Origin of the sequence: Cutibacterium namnetense (genome assembly GCF_001642025.1) — a bacterium.
GTDB classification, from domain to species: domain Bacteria; phylum Actinomycetota; class Actinomycetes; order Propionibacteriales; family Propionibacteriaceae; genus Cutibacterium; species Cutibacterium namnetense.
Window position 1 is genome coordinate 13,259 of record NZ_LWHO01000013.1, and the last position, 16,395, is coordinate 29,653.

13 protein-coding genes and 2 tRNA genes are annotated in these 16,395 nt (G+C 60.1%); 11 read left to right on the plus strand and 4 right to left on the minus strand.

The genetic code is table 11. The features are described from left to right. Window position 1 precedes the first annotated feature (1 nt). Window positions 2-700: a hypothetical protein gene (locus tag A5483_RS10125; RefSeq protein ID WP_002549048.1), complete on the minus strand. Its 699-nt coding sequence runs from the start codon at window positions 698-700 to the stop codon at window positions 2-4. A 139-nt stretch (window positions 701-839) separates the two neighbouring features. On the opposite strand from A5483_RS10125, the gene A5483_RS10130 reads away from it, so the two are divergent. From A5483_RS10130 to A5483_RS10155, 6 genes are all read left to right on the plus strand, one after another. Beyond that, window positions 840-922, plus strand: a tRNA-Leu gene (locus A5483_RS10130). Between the two features lie 304 nt (window positions 923-1,226). Continuing rightward, window positions 1,227-1,814 (plus strand): hypothetical protein, encoded by a 588-nt coding sequence (locus A5483_RS10135; protein ID WP_002549104.1) that lies wholly within the window; start codon window positions 1,227-1,229, stop codon window positions 1,812-1,814. Between the two features lie 275 nt (window positions 1,815-2,089). Beyond that, window positions 2,090-3,211, plus strand: a complete 1,122-nt coding sequence (locus A5483_RS10140; protein ID WP_002549135.1) for an alpha/beta hydrolase — start codon at window positions 2,090-2,092, stop codon at window positions 3,209-3,211. A gap of 189 nt (window positions 3,212-3,400) precedes the next feature. Next, on the plus strand, window positions 3,401-4,894 hold the full coding sequence (locus tag A5483_RS10145) for a polysaccharide deacetylase family protein (protein WP_063811758.1): 1,494 nt from the start codon (window positions 3,401-3,403) through the stop codon (window positions 4,892-4,894). Beyond that, window positions 4,891-5,751: a TIGR03943 family putative permease subunit gene (locus A5483_RS10150; RefSeq protein WP_063811759.1), complete on the plus strand. Its 861-nt coding sequence runs from the start codon at window positions 4,891-4,893 to the stop codon at window positions 5,749-5,751. Before A5483_RS10145 ends, A5483_RS10150 begins: the two co-directional genes overlap by 4 nt. Beyond that, window positions 5,748-6,671: a permease gene (locus A5483_RS10155; protein WP_063811760.1), complete on the plus strand. Its 924-nt coding sequence runs from the start codon at window positions 5,748-5,750 to the stop codon at window positions 6,669-6,671. Before A5483_RS10150 ends, A5483_RS10155 begins: the two co-directional genes overlap by 4 nt. A 233-nt stretch (window positions 6,672-6,904) precedes the next feature. Here the strand turns inward: A5483_RS10155 and A5483_RS10160 are convergent, their stop codons facing one another. After that, on the minus strand, window positions 6,905-7,084 hold the full coding sequence (locus tag A5483_RS10160; RefSeq protein ID WP_063811761.1) for a hypothetical protein: 180 nt from the start codon (window positions 7,082-7,084) through the stop codon (window positions 6,905-6,907). Here A5483_RS10160 and A5483_RS10165 point away from each other — a divergent pair. After that, window positions 6,999-8,384: a polysaccharide deacetylase family protein gene (locus tag A5483_RS10165; protein WP_338152046.1), complete on the plus strand. Its 1,386-nt coding sequence runs from the start codon at window positions 6,999-7,001 to the stop codon at window positions 8,382-8,384. The genes A5483_RS10160 and A5483_RS10165 overlap by 86 nt on opposite strands. Window positions 8,385-8,434: 50 nt before the next feature. Here A5483_RS10165 and murJ read toward each other — a convergent pair whose 3' ends face one another. Continuing rightward, window positions 8,435-10,315, minus strand: coding sequence for a murein biosynthesis integral membrane protein MurJ (murJ, locus tag A5483_RS10170; protein ID WP_063811762.1), 1,881 nt, complete (start codon window positions 10,313-10,315; stop codon window positions 8,435-8,437). After that, on the minus strand, window positions 10,272-11,546 hold the full coding sequence (locus A5483_RS10175; protein ID WP_002549166.1) for an aspartate kinase: 1,275 nt from the start codon (window positions 11,544-11,546) through the stop codon (window positions 10,272-10,274). Before A5483_RS10175 ends, murJ begins: the two co-directional genes overlap by 44 nt. 195 nt (window positions 11,547-11,741) lie before the next feature. Here A5483_RS10175 and A5483_RS10180 point away from each other — a divergent pair, with 195 nt between their 5' ends. From A5483_RS10180 to A5483_RS10195, 4 genes are all read left to right on the plus strand, one after another. Next, window positions 11,742-14,258, plus strand: coding sequence for a transglycosylase domain-containing protein (locus tag A5483_RS10180; protein WP_063811763.1), 2,517 nt, complete (start codon window positions 11,742-11,744; stop codon window positions 14,256-14,258). A 1-nt stretch (window position 14,259) separates the two neighbouring features. Then, window positions 14,260-15,174: a metallophosphoesterase gene (locus A5483_RS10185; RefSeq protein ID WP_002549115.1), complete on the plus strand. Its 915-nt coding sequence runs from the start codon at window positions 14,260-14,262 to the stop codon at window positions 15,172-15,174. 79 nt (window positions 15,175-15,253) lie between these two features. Further along, window positions 15,254-15,330, plus strand: a tRNA-Pro gene (locus tag A5483_RS10190). A gap of 295 nt (window positions 15,331-15,625) precedes the next feature. Continuing rightward, a complete protein-coding gene (locus tag A5483_RS10195; RefSeq protein WP_002549051.1) occupies window positions 15,626-16,165 on the plus strand; it encodes a type 1 glutamine amidotransferase domain-containing protein in 540 nt (179 codons plus the stop codon). Window positions 16,166-16,395 lie beyond the last annotated feature (230 nt).

Here is a 16,395-nt window from a genome sequence, read left to right on the forward strand (position 1 = left end):
GTTAGATCTCAAAGAACCAGTACCCTGTGGTCACGACGCCGATGACATCGGCCAGCAGAAGAGCACCAAAGCCGGCAAGGAGAGCTGAAATACCGCGATGGACCGCCACTGCGTGGTCTTGTCGAACGCTCATCACCATGCTGGCGACGCGATCTGGTCCGCCAATGAGATACGCGATTACCAGCACGATCAGCAGACTATGACTACAGGCGACCCAGATTAGCGATTCGACGACCGCCCAGCTGCGATGCGGAAGATGGGCAGCATGCACAAGCATCGCCCAGAACGCCGGATCGATGAGGGACGATAGTCCTACGAGAAGACCGCTGACGGCCAGGGCCCCTGGTGCCGTCGAACGCGGCGCGGCAGAAGTATCATCCTGGAAATCGTTCGTTTCCGCCCCCGGACGTACTCGCCACACCGCCCAAGCAATAAACGCTGCACCAAGGATGGCCACCAAGCACACCCACACCATGTGGGGGACGTGAAAACCATGGATACCCAACCGGGCGAGCAAGGCCCCCAGGCCAAGCACCCCGGCAATTCCAAACACGGCCGAGACCCCTACCGAGGTGACGAGAACAGTGACGACTCCGCGCCGCTTGACCCCAAGCGCAAGCGCCGCCAACAGCACCACGGATCCCAGCGGATCAAAGCCGGCGATACCGAGGGCGAAGGCCGCAGCGAGGAAAGACAGCACAGACAAAGACTACTCGGTAGCCACTTGACGGATGGCCGTACCGACCGCAGCGTCGCGCAGTGAACGGAAACCCTCGATTTCACTTCGATGTCATCTCCGTGCTACCGTATCCGGGCTGGGTTTGTTAGACGAGCCCGATGCGCGAGTGGCGGAATGGCAGACGCGCTGGCTTCAGGTGCCAGTGTCCCTTGGGACGTGGAGGTTCAACTCCTCTCTCGCGCACAACAAAGCGAAGAGCCTCGAATCGAGTTTCAGGTTCGAGGCTTTTTGCTACTCTCGTATATCGTCAGACGTGAGCGCACCCAAAACTGTACTCATCGGATTTTAAGCGCGTCACAACGACCTCCCGACCAGACTCTCCGTACACCACGATGACCATTAGGTCGCCGTCAGCAGACAAAAGTTCAATAACCCTGCTGCGAAGTGGACCCGCGAGAACTCTGATTCCTACCTTGTTGGTGTCAGCCGGACAAACCCGGCGCGAGCACCCCACCAGGTGCCGACCCCATTACAAGGAGGACACCTCATGATCAAGAACCGCCTCGTCGCTGCCGGAGCAGCGGCCGCTCTCGCAACTGGCACCGCCCTCATGGCCGTCCCGGCCCACGCTGCCACTCCTGCCCCGATTTCCCCCGCCCCTGCTCCTATCTCTCCCGCTCCTACTCCCACCAAGCCGGGCGTCGACACCTCGAAGCTGCCGATCCACATCGACTTCGACTGCCTCAAGAACAACGCCCAGGAGCGTCACCAGATCGAGCTCAAGATCGCCAAGATCCTCGTCCAGGACGGCACCGCCAAGTCCAAGGCCGTGGCCGTCAACTCCGCCAAGGAGATCGTCAGCACCGTCCTCAAGGATCCGTCCCTGCTGACCAACCCGGGCGCCCTCGTGACCAAGATCGTCAAGATCATTGCCGACAATGCCCTCAAGGCCTTCGGTGACACCTCCGGCATCGGTGATCTCAAGCCGCTCGCTCAGGACATCGTCAAGAACCTCAAGGCCGCCAAGGTGTGCTTCACCATCAACGTGCCCGGCCTTCCCCCGAAGACCCAGCATGTCAGCCACCTCGGTGAGCTCCAGACTGCCGCCTGGGTTCCCTCCAGCCAGGTTCGCTGAGCTTCGCTCATACCCATCACGAGGCCATAACCGAGCAACCATGTGACTCATGTTGCCCGGCATGGTACGGGGCTGCGGGTTTCCCGCAGCCCCTCATCACACCCCGCTCCACCGCTATGGCCACAGCACGCATGTGCACAACGCGTCGGTGAATTCGCACATCCAACCAGATTGGTATGCGAAATCACCGTCCGGACACCAGGTGACCCTTCTCTCATTTAATCTCGAGTCCACGGTCATTAAGGCACGAACATCACATGCAAAGGAGCGTGGACATGACCTTCACTAAAAAGCTGAGCGCAGTGGCCATTGCGGGCACCTTGGTCGTTACTGGGGCTTCCATGGCCACGGTTCCGGCGATGGCGGCTGATAAGGCTCCAGCCCCGGTTACCGCCACCACCCAGTCGAAGCTCATCACCGGATACACCACCAGCACTGATCAGTGGGGCACCAAGCTCTTCTTCCGTAAGAACATCGTCCCCAACGCTAAAGGGGCCGTCGTCATCGTTCACGGCGCAGCCGAGCATTCCGGCCGCTATGACTACCTTGCCAAGCGACTCAATGAGGCCGGCTACTCCACTTACCGCTTCGACCACCGTGGACATGGCCGTAGCGCCAGCCCATACGTCGATAACGCCATCCCGCGTGGCAACATCGACGACTGGAGCAACCTTGTCAACGACGTGCACCAGTTTGTGCAGATCGCCCACTCGGAGAACGCCGGCAAAAAGGTCTTCCTGTTCGGGCACTCCATGGGTAGCTTCGCCGTCCAGTCCTACGGCGCCAAGTACCCGGGAACCGTTGCCGGCATCGTGAGCAACGGTGGTGGCATCGCCGTCAACCCCTGGGGCCCCGACACCGAAGGACCGAAAAAGGTCACCGCGCACGACCTCACGGACGCCGAGAAGAACGCTTCGCCTACGATCAGCCAGCTCCTGCCGATGGATAAGCTCACCAGCTTCAACGGCGTCCTGCTGACCCAGGCGGTGCGCCATCCCAAGGCCATCCACCTGCCTTCGACTGCTGCCGAGGCCTTCATCCAGTTCAAGAACCCGCTGGCCAACGGTGTCTGCACGGATCAGGCCGTCATCGACGACTACAAGAAGGACCCCCTCAATAACAAGTACATGAGCCTCGGCATGGTCAAGCAGATGGGCGTCGCACAGGTGTACAACACCTTTAACGCCCCATCCTTCACCGAGCCGACCCTCATCATGCACGGCGCGAACGACGGCATCGTCCCCTCGTACTTCGACGTCAACTGGTACAATGCCATTGGCTCCAAGGACAAGAAGATCATCGAGTGGCAGGGTCTGATGCACGAGACCATCAACGAACCCGTCAAGGACCAGGTCGACGACGCGATCATCAACTGGGTCAACGCACACAATAAGTGAGCACCACCTCGTGGTGTCTTAGCAGTGGTTGGGTCGGCACACTTGCCGGCCCAACCACTGTTGTTATACCGCCGCTATATGGGTGACAAATCACTATCACAGCGGCATCGCCGCATAGCTTGAGCATCGTCGCCACGATTCGCTCACTATCTTTTCGGTGAGCCGAACATACGAGGTAAGGTCTCCTTCATGTTGTCGAAGCCCGACCTTCCTTCCCGGGTCGCAGCCGTCGCACTCACGGCCTGCCTAGCGTTAACCTCTTGCTCTTCCCATGACAGCGCGAAAAGTCCCGGCCCGTCTGGTGGCTCCTCGAGCTCTGGCGCACCGAACGCCACCTTGGCGAACATTCCAGCCACTCAGGCCGGGGCAACAGACATCACCTTTAACGCCGGCCCCGAGAAGGTGAAGGCCACCTTCCCGCGCTTCGCGAAAGCGCGGGACCTCAGCACCGCCGTGGAGGTCGTCAAGGGCCGCATGCTACGCGACTCCTGGCAGCGCAACGCGAGCAATGTCAACGTCACTTCCCAGATCATTGCCTCCAACGACGCGGCCTTGGGCGTACTAATCACCAACCAGACCACCATCAATGGCAAGGTACAAACGATTCCGGCCACCGTCTGGTACTCGACCGCAGCACAGCAGTCGTACTCCTCCCCCGCCCTCGTCAAACCCGATGAATGGGCCAACTTAACGACGGCACTGCAGGATGCTGGCAAAGATCAATCCCTCGACGGTGAAAAAATTGCCGCGGCCGCCAAGGCGAAATCGGCCCCATATGGTAACGGCCCCGCCCTGGGCTTTGATCGCAACGGTAACCTCTTAGCCAGCTTTGCCTCGGGGGTCGTCGCCGACAAGCCCGTCACCCTCGTCGTCCCCAGCGACAAAGCGACCGGAATGCTCAGCGACTTCGGCATTCAGGCCCAAAAGGCCTCAACGAACCCCGGCAAGTTCACAGGAACCACCTCCCAGCCCGCAGATGCATCCCTCAAAGCCAAGGAATCGGCTGGCCGCCCGTCAACGGCCGTCGGCCCGGACTGTCGGGTGCTGCACTGCGTCGCCGTCACCTATGACGATGGCCCCAGCGCCATGACCCCACAACTTCTCAACACCATCAAGAAGTTCAAGTTGTCGATCACCTTCTTCGAGATGGGCAACAGCATCATGGCCTTCCCGAATACGGCGCGGAAGGTGGCGGCCGCCGGCATGGAGATCGGTAACCACACGGTCACCCACCCCAATCTTCCTGCCAAGACGCCGGACCGCATCCGTCATGAGTTGGAGCACAACTCACAGCTCATTAAGAATTTCACCGGGGCCACTCCGCTGTTGTTCCGTCCGCCCTACGGCGCTCATAACAGCACCGTTGACGAGGTCGCCAAAGACAATGGCATGGCAATCATTCAGTGGCAGATTGACAGCGAAGACTGGAAGAACCGCAATCCTGAGATGACGTACAAGAACGTCATGACGGCTCTGCCCTATACCGCTCCCTTTATCCTGGAACACGACATCCAGAAGGCATCAATCGACGCCGCCCCACGGATCTACCAGGACCTCGAAGCCAAAGGTAAGACCATCGTCAGTGTCAGTGAGATGTCCCTCAACAGCGGGGGCTACCAGGCCGGTCACGCTTACTGCAATGGAACGGTCAAGGCCCAAAGCGGCTACAACTGCAAAGGATGAGGGTCCGACCGGGGGCGCGCACGGCTGTGGAAGGCCTCGCTCTGCTGGCCTGTGCTGCACTTGGGTTCCACCTACTACTCAGCGGCCGCGTGCACCTGTTCGTCGGCACCGTCATCACGACCCTGCTGTGGATTGCGTGTCCGATCCTGACGGCCATGGGCCTATGGACCTTGGCCCGTGCGGTTCGTCACCCGAATGCCGTGGGGCATCATCGCACCCGGATCGGACTACTTATCGTCGCCCCCGTCGCCCTGGGATTGTTCGTCCCGCTCGAGCCACTAACCCTGCGCGGAGCGGCGAGTTACCGTCCCGCGGTGCGGGGAGCGTCGCCATCTCCGGCTCATTCAAACTCGTGGAATGACGGTTTACCGGAGGCCCCTAAGTCGGTGCCCCCGGTAGCTATCGACCCCAAGACCGGAAAAACCGTCGGCGGATATGACAACGGCGGCGACAACATCGGATCTGACCGCAACGGGCCGATGGGCCCACCACCAGCCCAGTGGCCTGCCCTCAAAGGCGATCCAGCCGAACTCACCATCTACGACTACGTGCAACGGGCCGACGATCCACACGGCATCGCCACTCTGAGAGGCAGAAAGCTGACGATGACCGGCTTCGTCAGTGCCGCTCCAGAGGACCCGAATCATGCCTGGGTGCTGGCCCGGCTCAAGATGTGGTGCTGCGTGGCCGATGCGCTGCCTTTCATGACAACAATGGTGGGGGCTCCGTCTCGTCCCACCAATGGTTCGTGGATCCGCATCACGGGCACCTACCTGCCCAGTTCCCCCAACGGCGACACTCGCTTCAAGGTGGAACGCATCGACAAGATCCCGGTACCGGAGAACCCGTACATATGAGCGAGCTACCACCCCAGATCAATGCCTGGCTCGTGATCTTCATCGGTATCTGGCTACAGGCCGTACCTTTTCTGCTGCTGGGAACGATCATCTCATCGGCCCTGACGGCCTTCCTCAAACCGCAGACTCTGGCCCGCTTCCTGCCGCGTCACACCGCTCTCGCCGTAACGGTTGCGGGGCTTGCCGGCATTGCTCTTCCCGCCTGCGAGTGCGCCTCGGTGCCCACCACCAGGTCTTTAGTCCGGGCTGGCGTACCGACAGCCGCGGCTCTCACCTTCATGGTGGCTTCCCCGGCCATCAATCCGGTCGTTATCACAGCCACCGCAATTGCTTACACCGTCAATCCTCGAATAGCTGTAGCGCGGTTCATAACTGGATTATTGGCTGCCATCGGTATTGGCTTGGGATGGATCTGGCTAGGGAGTCCTCTCCGTGGGGTTGATGATGGATCCCCGGGATCTGCCTGCGAGGAGACCTGCGGATTGCATGACCATCAGCCGCGCACCATGTCCGCGATGGCCGAGACGTTCCGCAGCGAACTGACTCACGATTTCATCCAGTCCTGCGGCTTCCTCGTCATTGGCGCGGCGATCGCTGCCACCGTCAAGGTTTGTGTCCCGACCGCCTGGATGCAGGCTTTGACGACCAACGTGTTACTAGAGGCAGCAGTACTGAGCCTGCTGGCCGTCATCGTGGCCCTGTGTTCGGAAGCCGACGCCTTCATGGCCGTTTCCTTGACGAGTTTCTCCCCCACCGCCCAGCTGGCCTTCCTGGCGATCGGGCCGGTCATCGACGTGAAGCTTATGGCTATGGAAGGTGGGGCGTTCGGTGCTGGGTTCCTTAAGCGGTTCGTCCCGTTGGCGGCGTGCTGCTGCTTCGTCTCAGCAATCTTCATCGGTACTCTCATCTTTCCCTCCTAACCGATCTGCGCTGATGGCCACCGCCGCCTCCCACTAGTGGCAGAATGTGCGCCGGTACCGCCAATCATCTGAGAATCCGAAGAACTCTCTCAGAATGTCGCAGGCCCCCGGCGTTGTGATCCTTCCTTGTTTGAGCAGAGCCTTAGTCTATGAATTGTGAGTGCCTCCCCGCGTCGCGCGATTCGAGCCCTGGCCATCGCTTTGGTTGCCCTGCTCCCACTTGGAGCCTGCTCTCACGACAACGGGAACCCCGATGCCTCGCCTTCAGACATCCGGTCGGCCACGAAATCCACTTCCGTGGCCGCCGATAACGTCTCAGGGGCGTCGATGACGTCCACATCCTTCCAGAAGCCGTCAGACATCTCGATCAAGGTGCCGACCGTCACCACCGCCCGCAACCTCAGCCAAGCCATCGAAGTCGTCGGTGAGCGCGCCTTGCGCGGCGCCGCATGGGATTCGGCTACGAAGGTCACAATGACCGGCCATTTCACCTCGTCGACAACTGACCTGCTTGGGGTCGAGTTACAGACCGACGTGGCGAAGGGCAAAAAATCCTCTACGTCCACAACGACGCTGTGGTATGACGCCACGATGAAGCAGACCCTGTCGGCGAGTGCCCTCATCTCATGGCCCGGTTGGCCAAAGTTCAGCCAGGAAGTTGTGAAATCTGCCCATACCGATGGCCTCAACGGCAAGAAAGCCGAGGCGGCCCTCCAACAACCGCAGGCCCCCTACGGCACCGGACCCGCGCTGTCATTTGATTCCCAGGGCGACCTGCTTGTGAGGTTCCCGGCGGGAGCTATCGATAGCGTTCAGCGCACTGTCCTCATCGATTCCAAGGTCGTCTCTCCGATGCTCAGTGGGCTTGGCCAGAAGGCCCTCGGCGCGTCGCTACACCCGACGCCTTTCACCGGCACCCCGACAGCGAATACAACATGGTTTACCAAACTCAAGACGAGTCCGAAGCCAGCAGACTCTCCGAACACCAAGCCCCTCCCGGGCGACCCGGCCACCAAGACGAGCGGCACACCTGTCCACCCCTCAACGGCAGTTGGCATCGACTGCATCGTCGAACACTGTGTAGCCCTGACCTATGACGACGGACCCGCTGATACGACTGCGAAGGTTATTGACGGGTTCACTGACGCGAAGGCCGCCGCGACCTTCTTTCAGCTCGGTACCAACGTTAATAACCACCCCGACACCTCCACATTGCTGGCCGGCTCCGGTTTCGAGGTCGGCAGCCACTCGGCCAGCAACCAAACCCTCACAAAGCTCGGGTCCCGGGGCCGCGCGACCGAGATCACCGATGCCGTCAACGCCTTAAGTAAACTCACTGGACGCCCGACGATGCTTTTCCGTCCGCCGTATGGGGCGCACAACGAGCGGATCGACGCCATGATGGCCAAGCAGAATCTCGCCATGATCAACTGGGCCGCTGATTCCAACGACTGGCAGAACCGTGATGCCGGCAAGATCACCAAAGCGGTGACCCAGTACGCCGCCACTTACACCCAGCCGATCATCGTGCTGCACGACACCTACCAGGCGACGGCTGATGCGACCAGCGGGCTAATCGAAGCGCTCCGCCACAAAGGCATGACCCTCGTCACTGTCTCCGAGCTGACCGTCAATACCGGTGGGCTCGAAGCCGGCAAGGTCTACTGCCGTGGCACTGCCGTCAACCAGAGTGGTTTCGGCTGCCACAGCTAGCACGACCCACGTAGCCCGGCTGCACGGTTTAGCTCAGGATCGGTCGCATCTCAGCTTCGGCGCGCCACTTTACGCAGCACAGGCCTCAACAGGTCCAACACCTCGTCAATACGTAGCACCTTCGCCAGGACGAGGAACACGGCGACGAACAACACCCCGCCAGCGAAGGTCCCGCCAGCGTGACCAACCCACGCACCGTGTCCCGCAGCGTCGATTCCGTGCGCGACGACGTAGGTCGGAATCGCAGCAATGATCGAGGCCACAGCGAGTTTGCTCCATAGCCGGTTAACCTCACCCATGCCAATACCACCGAGCTGGCGGGAAGCCACCACGAGCCACGCCGTCGCTCCGACAAGGCAAGCAATGGTCTGGGCAGCCGCCACGACGACAAGAGCATGCTGAGGCGGGAAGAGGAACATCGTCACCAAGATGATGAGCTGGGCACCCGTGGTAACCGCCTGCATGATGAGGTTGAGCTTGCCATCCTCGCGGGCGAAGCAGTAGCGCTGCTGCAAGGTGGTGATGCCGAAAGGCAGCAGGCCCACCCCCATGATCGCCACTGCTCGCGCCAAGGAGCCGACCTGACCGGGTTCCAGCGAGAACACTGTCTGTACACCTGGGCGGGCCAGCACAACCATCGCCAGCGAGCACGGGATGACCGCTAGGGCTGGCATCTCCAAGCCCTGACGCAGCAGCTTCTTCATGGCGGGATTGTTGCCGTCGGCATTGGCGCGGCTCATCCGTGGGAACAGTGCCGTAAGAATCGACGTAGTGATGAAGCTCTGCGGCAACATGAAGATAAGGAAGGCGTTGTCGTAGGCACTAATCGACGACGAGACCTCCGGGTGCACCAGGCGCACGTGGGACAGCATCTTCTTCATGATGATGCCGGCCAACTGAGCGATAACCAGTGCGCTGAAGGTCCACACTGTGATGCGCGCGGCCGCTCCTAGACCGTAGCCGCGGATTCCCCAGCGGGGATGCCACCGGAACCCGCCGTGATGTAACGGGATGATGAGGAACAGCCCTTGAATGACGATGCCCAAGGTCGTCGTCCCGGCCACTACCCACACCATCTGAGGGGTCCAGGTAGCAGGGTCGGGGTGGGCGCCGAATTGCGCCAGGAACCACACCAGACCGGCAATCTGAATGACATTCGCCAGCACGGGGCTCCACATGAAGGAGGCAAATTGGTTGCGGGCGTTGAGTACCTGGCCGAGGATCGCGTAGAGGCCGTAGAAGAAGATCTGCGGCATGCAGATGAACCCGAAGAAAACGGTGAGGTGACGAGTCGCCCCACCCGACGAGAAATAGAGGTCCAAAAGCCATGGCGAAGCCAGCGTCGCTACCACGGTGACGACGAGGACTGACGCGAACGACACCGTCAGCAATCGATCGACGAACTCCTGACCACCGTCGGGCTGCTTCATGGCTTTGGTGATCTGCGGGATGAGGATCGCGTTCAGTACTCCGGCGCTGAGGAGAATGAACACCACGTTCGGCAGGGTGTTGGCGGCCTGGAAAGCGTCGAGAGATAGTGAGGTGCCAGCCGCGATGACGGTCAGCAGGTAGGTACGGACGAATCCCAGAATCCTCGACACCATCGTGCCGGCAGCCATGACGATACTGGCGCGACGCAACGACCCCTCAGCAGAGTCACCGAAGTCAGCCGGCGTCGATGGAGCGGCAGTGTCGATCCTGGGGATGACCCGGGTGCGATCGAAGTCCTCGTCACGGCCAAGTCGCGTCAGCCTATGACGAGAAATATTGACGCCGAAGGTGACGGCGTCAATGTCGAGGCTGTCGTAGACGTCAACTGGTGGCGCCGTCTCCGGGAGGCGGAGGAGGTCGTAGACATCGTCATCGTAGGAATCAAGCATGGTCTCCTCAACGGCCGGTCCCGGCGTAGACGACCGCCTCACCCTCGGCATCAAGACCGAAAGCGGTGTGAGCAACACGAACGGCCTCGTCAACCTGATCGGCGTCCACAACCACCGAAATGCGAATCTCGGAAGTCGAGATCATCTGCAGGTTGATGCCGGAGTCGGCCAGAGCACGGAAAAACGTCGACGTAACCCCAGGATGAGTCCTCATGCCCACGCCGATCACCGACACCTTGCCAATCTGGTCGTTGTACAGGATCTGCTCGTAGCCCAGCTCATCCTTGACGGCAGTCAGGGCGCGGACTGCCGTGGGCCCGTCACTCATCGGCAGGGTAAATGAGAGATCAGTACGACCGTTCATGACCCGCGAAGCGTTCTGCACAATCATGTCGATATTGATGTCAGCATTGGCGATGATCTCGAAGATCTGGGCGGCTCGACCCACCGCGTCGGGAAGTCCGGCGACGGTGATCTTGGCTTCGGAGCGGTCATGGGCAACCCCGGAGATGATGGCCTCTTCCATGTCAGATTCCTTCGTGATGTCGGCAGGGTCCATAACCCAGGTGCCAGGTTTGTCAGAGAATGAAGACCGTACGTGCACTGGCACGTCCTCACGGCGGGCGTACTCGACACACCGCAGATGGAGGATCTTCGCACCGCAAGCGGCCATTTCGAGCATCTCCTCGTAGGAGATCTCCGGAATACGTTGAGCGCCCTTGACGATACGTGGATCAGCGGTGAACACACCGTCGACGTCAGAGTAGATCTCGCAACAATCAGCACCCAACGAACTAGCCAGGGCGACCGCAGTGGTGTCAGACGCTCCCCGGCCCAGGGTGGTGACGTCCTTCGTCGTTTGAGAGACTCCCTGGAATCCCGCGACAATGACGAGGTCTCCGGCCTCCAAAGACTTCTCGATCCGCCCGGGAGTAATGTCGATAATGCGAGCATTGCCATGGGCTGCGGTCGTAATAACCCCAGCCTGGGAACCCGTGTAAGAGCGTGCCGGAATACCCACGTCAGACAGGGCCATCGCGAGCAGGGCGGCGGACTGTCGCTCGCCCGTCGTCAAGAGCATGTCAAGTTCTCGCGGAGCGGGCTGTGGGGAGACCTCCTGGGCGAGGTCCATCAGGTCGTCAGTGGTGTCACCCATAGCCGAGATGACGACGACAATGTCGTTTCCCGCCTGCTTCGTAGCGGCGATACGGCGCGCCACACGCTTAATTGAGGCGGCGTCGGCCACTGAGGACCCACCGAATTTCTGGACGACTCGCGTCATCAACCCTCCTACCAGGTTCGGACACCAAAGTCTAACCGGCGTCAGTAATGGCGTCCCCGCCGTGGCTTGGCGGGAGCGCCGCAGTCTCTTGCGTGACGCCGTAACGCGACTATGGCCGTCAGGCGCGATTGCCACGATAGTAGAAACAACAGGTAAACCCATGAAGGACTTGCCGCTGACCGAAGTAACTCGAGTATGTCTGGACCCTCACGTATTCTTGGGGTCATGCGCTCAGACAGGCACGGCAAGCTCTACCCCTTAGCCATGTTCGGAATCGTCAGCATCTTGACCGGACTGCTAGCGGCCGGATTCGTCGTGCCCCTTGCGGCTTTGACCGGTGGAACAGCCAAGATGGTTGCCAGCAGCATGGAGGACCTGCCGCCCGAATTGATGAGCACACCGCAGGCTCAAAAATCCCACATCCTCATGGCAGATGGATCGGTGCTAGCCACCTTCTACGACGAGAACCGCGAATACGTCCCGCTGTCAAAAATCTCCAAGCAGATGCAAACTGCCCAGGTCGCTATCGAGGACAACCGGTTCTTTTCCCATGGCGCAGTTGACCTCAAGGGCACCGCGCGCGCCCTGGTGACAAACGTCGCCGGATCAGCCCGGCAGGGCGGATCAACCCTCACTCAGCAGTACATCAAACAGATCCGCATCGAGGCTGCCGTGGCTGCGGGCAATGAGGAGGGTGTGCAGGCCGCTCAGGAGCCGACGGTCACCCGAAAGATGCAAGAGCTGCGCTATGCGGTGGGTCTGGAGAAGAAGCTCTCTAAAAAGCAGATCCTGGAGCGTTACCTCAATATCGCCTATTTCGGTGACGGGGCTTACGGCGTCGAGTCCGCGGCCCGTCACTATTTTGGGACGACGGCCGCCAACCTTGACCTCGCCCAGGCAGCGATGCTGGCCGGTCTGGTACAAAACCCAGTCGCTTACGACCCGGTGAATCACCCCGAAGCAGCCATGAACCGCCGCAATATCGTGCTGGCGCGTATGGCCCAGCTCAACCTCATCAGCGCTGATCAGGCCCGTAAGGCCGAAAAGGTCGTCTTCGATAAATCGAAGGTCTTTTATCCGAAGAACGGTTGCATCTCGTCAAAGTATCCGTTCATTTGCGACTATGCATATCGCAGCTTGTTACAGATGCCGAGTCTTGGCAAAAACCCCGAGGAGCGGGCCAAGATGGTCAAGCGCGGCGGATTGACAATCCAAACGAGTATCGATCCCAAGGTTCAGGATGCCGCCCAGAAAGCCGTCTCAAACGTCGTTGGACCCAAGGACCCAGTTCTTGCCGGAACGGCCATCGTCCAGCCGGGCACTGGTCTGCTCATGGCGATGGCGCAGTCTCGCCCCGTCATGGGCGAAAAACCTGGGCAGACCTATTACAACTACTTGGCACCAGCCTCGATGGGCGGGGCCACCGGCTTCCAGGCTGGATCGACCTTCAAGGCCTTCACGACGGCTGCAGCCATCGCCAAGGACATACCCATCAGCAAGCACTACACCGCGTCCTCTCCCATGGATTTCACCGGTGAAAAGTTCACCAACTGTAAAGGCACCTTTAAGTCGGGGCCATTCCGAGTGCGCAACTCAACCGGACACTCGTGGAATATCGGCTTGCGCGAGGCGGCCGCGTGGTCGGTTAACACCTACTTTGTCCAGCTAGAGCAGGACGTCGGCATGTGTGAGGTCACCAAAATGGCCCAGAACAGCGGCGTGAAGCTCTCTAGCGATAAGGACATCGTCAAGACCTTCCAGAGGGTGCCATCGTTCACACTCGGTACCGCTTACGTATCTCCACTGTCCATGGCTTCGGCCTACGCGACCTTCGCCTCACGCGGCATCCAATGCGACCCCATCATCGTCAAGTCGGTCAAGAATCGCGATGGTTCACCTATGAAGGTCCCGACCGGCAATTGCAAGAGAGCCATACCGCAGAAGGTTGCTGACGGTGTTAATTCGGTGCTTTCGGGCGTCATGGATGCCACGGGTAAGCCCGCGAGGATTCCGGGTGGCTATCCGCAAGCCGGCAAGACCGGTACCACCGACGCCCATGAGGCTGCTTGGTTCGACGGATACACCCCGCAAGCTGCCGGGGTAGCGATGATCGCCGCTGATGGCAGCAGCTCCTACTTCCGTGGCAATCAGTCCCGTTCAATCAAGGGCATCCGGACTTCTACCGGCGTTTACCTCAACGGTTCTGGTGGTAGCGACGCCGGTAAAATCTACCGTGCGGCAATGGCGGGTACCCTCCAAGACAAACCCAAGACAGACTTCGTGGCTCCTACCGACGAGGTGCGCTACGGCAAGCTCATCAAGATTCCAGACACTGACGGGATGACTTATCCCCAGGCCAAGGCTGCCATTCGTAAAGCGGGATTCCACATCAACGTGTGGCATGTGTGGGACGATTCAGAGCCCGATACCTATCTCGGCACGGATCCCCAGGGATCAGCCCACGCCGGAGCTACCGTCACCCTCAAAGTGTCGAAGGGGCCGAAACCAGCTCCTAAACCGACCTATGCCCCCGCGCTACCGCCACAAAACCAGCCAAAAAATCCCGGCGATGAGCAACCCGGCGACCAGCAAAACCCACCTGGAGACCAGCAGAATCCGCCCGGCGGTCAACAAAACCCGCCCGGTGGTAATGCCGGGGGCAATAACGGAGATGGCCAGCAGAACCCGCCTGGAGGGACGAGGCCTCGCTGACATGAACGCCGCTATAAAGACGAGGTTGGCAGCGACGACTGGCGCTATTGGTGTCGGCGTCGCAGGCCTGACCTACGGGGTGATCGAAGCGCATCGGTTCATAGTGCGTCACGTCGAGGTACCGGTGCTGGCACCTGGCAGCTCACCACTGCGCATACTTCATATGTCTGACTTGCACCTGCTAGCCCGTCAAAAGGCCAAGCGGAAATTCATCCGCCAACTCGCCACTCTCAACCCCGATCTCGTCATCAACACCGGCGATAACTTTTGCTCAGCCGACTCGCTCCAGCCACTTCTCGACGACATGTCGGAGCTACTACAGCGGCCTGGGGCATTCGTTTTTGGGTCCAATGACTACCTAGTTCCGGAGTTCAAGAACCCGTTATCGTACCTTCTTTCGGGACGCTCTCATCAGGCCGACAAACCGGTACCAGAGCTTCCCCACGAGGAACTTCGTCAAGCTTTCACCTCTGCGGGATGGCTCGATCTTAACGACAAGTCCGCAACATTGGAGGTCACCGGCCGCCGGTTGGCCTTCCGTGGTACTGACGACGCCCACCACAACCGCGACCATTACGAAGAGGTGGCTGGCCCACCTAACGGCGAGGCCGACCTTAATATCGGCGTCACCCACGCCCCCTACCTCAAGATTCTCGACGCCATGGTTAGCGATGGCATGGACATCGTATTCGCGGGTCACACACATGGCGGACAGGTATGTCTGCCCTTCACCGGAGCCATTATCACCAACTGTGACTTAGACACTGATCGCGTCAAGGGACTGTCACAGCACAGTTGCGGCGGACATACTGGGTGGCTGCACATCTCGGCCGGATTGGGGTGCTCCCCCTTCGCCCCGTACCGGACTTTCTGCCGACCGGAAGCGACCCTGCTTACCCTCGTTCCCCAGCCCTAACGGGGTCGGCTTGGCGCTTTCGACCAAGCTAGGTTAAAGTATGCGTCGGCCTTCCCAATCGGAAGGGTGACCATGGTCGCGGGGTGTGGCGCAGTTTGGTAGCGCGCTTCGTTCGGGACGAAGAGGTCGCAGGTTCAAATCCTGTCACCCCGACCATCCGGTTCTTGACGTTGACCGGCCTCCATCAGTTTTGGGAACTCCCTCGATCTGGTATCCCCTCTCTCAAGGGATTCATCTTCGCCTAGGCGCAATCTCATCTGGCAACCCCAGCCGCATTGACAGGCGGTGGGCCACGGTGCCGAAACTAAAGCGTTCGTGATTGCCTGCGAACGGCACGATATGCGTACTGAAACCCCACCTGACGATCCACGCAGCAGAACTCGGGCTGTTCGGAATACCTCAGCCGTTGTCCTTGTTCCACTCACTGAACGCAACTGAAGGAGGAACCACCATGGTTGCACGCGCACTCATCGCCGTCACCGATTTCGGAGTCGAGGAAACCGAGCTCGTCGAGCCCCTCAACGCCCTCACCAAGACCGGCATCGAGGTGACCGTCGCTTCCAACAGCGGCGAGCCCATCCAGACCGTCACCGGCGATAAGGATTGGGCGTCCAAGGTGAACGCTGATTCCAAGCTCGCCGACGTCAAGGCTGCCGATTACAACTTGCTCGTCATCCCTGGTGGTACCGTCAATGCAGACACCCTGCGTATTGATGAGGACGGACGCCGCCTGGTCAAGGAGTTCGCAGCGGCTGGCAAGCCGATTGGAGCTATCTGCCACGGACCCTGGGTGCTGATCGACGCCGGTGTTGCCAAGGGCAAGACGATGACCTCCTACATCTCCATTCGGCCGGACCTCGAAAACGCCGGGGCTGACTGGGTGGACAAGGAACTCTTCCGTTGCCCGGGCAACGGCTGGGTGTTGCTCACTTCGCGTAACCCCAACGATCTACCCGCCTTCACCAAGGCTCTGGTCGACGAGATCTGCTGATTCATAGAACCTTCAGAAAAAGGGACTCGCACCTACCGGGTGCGGGTCCCTTCTGCATATCCGAGGACACGACGATCTGCGCTCAGTAACCGCTCAGTACCTGCGCTGACGCGGTTTGCCACCCCGCGTATCTCCATATCGTGAGACCGATGTCCACCTAATCGAATAACTATACCAATGTTTCAATATTGTCACGATCTTGTATCAGCCCTACAAAACGGCTGACGAAT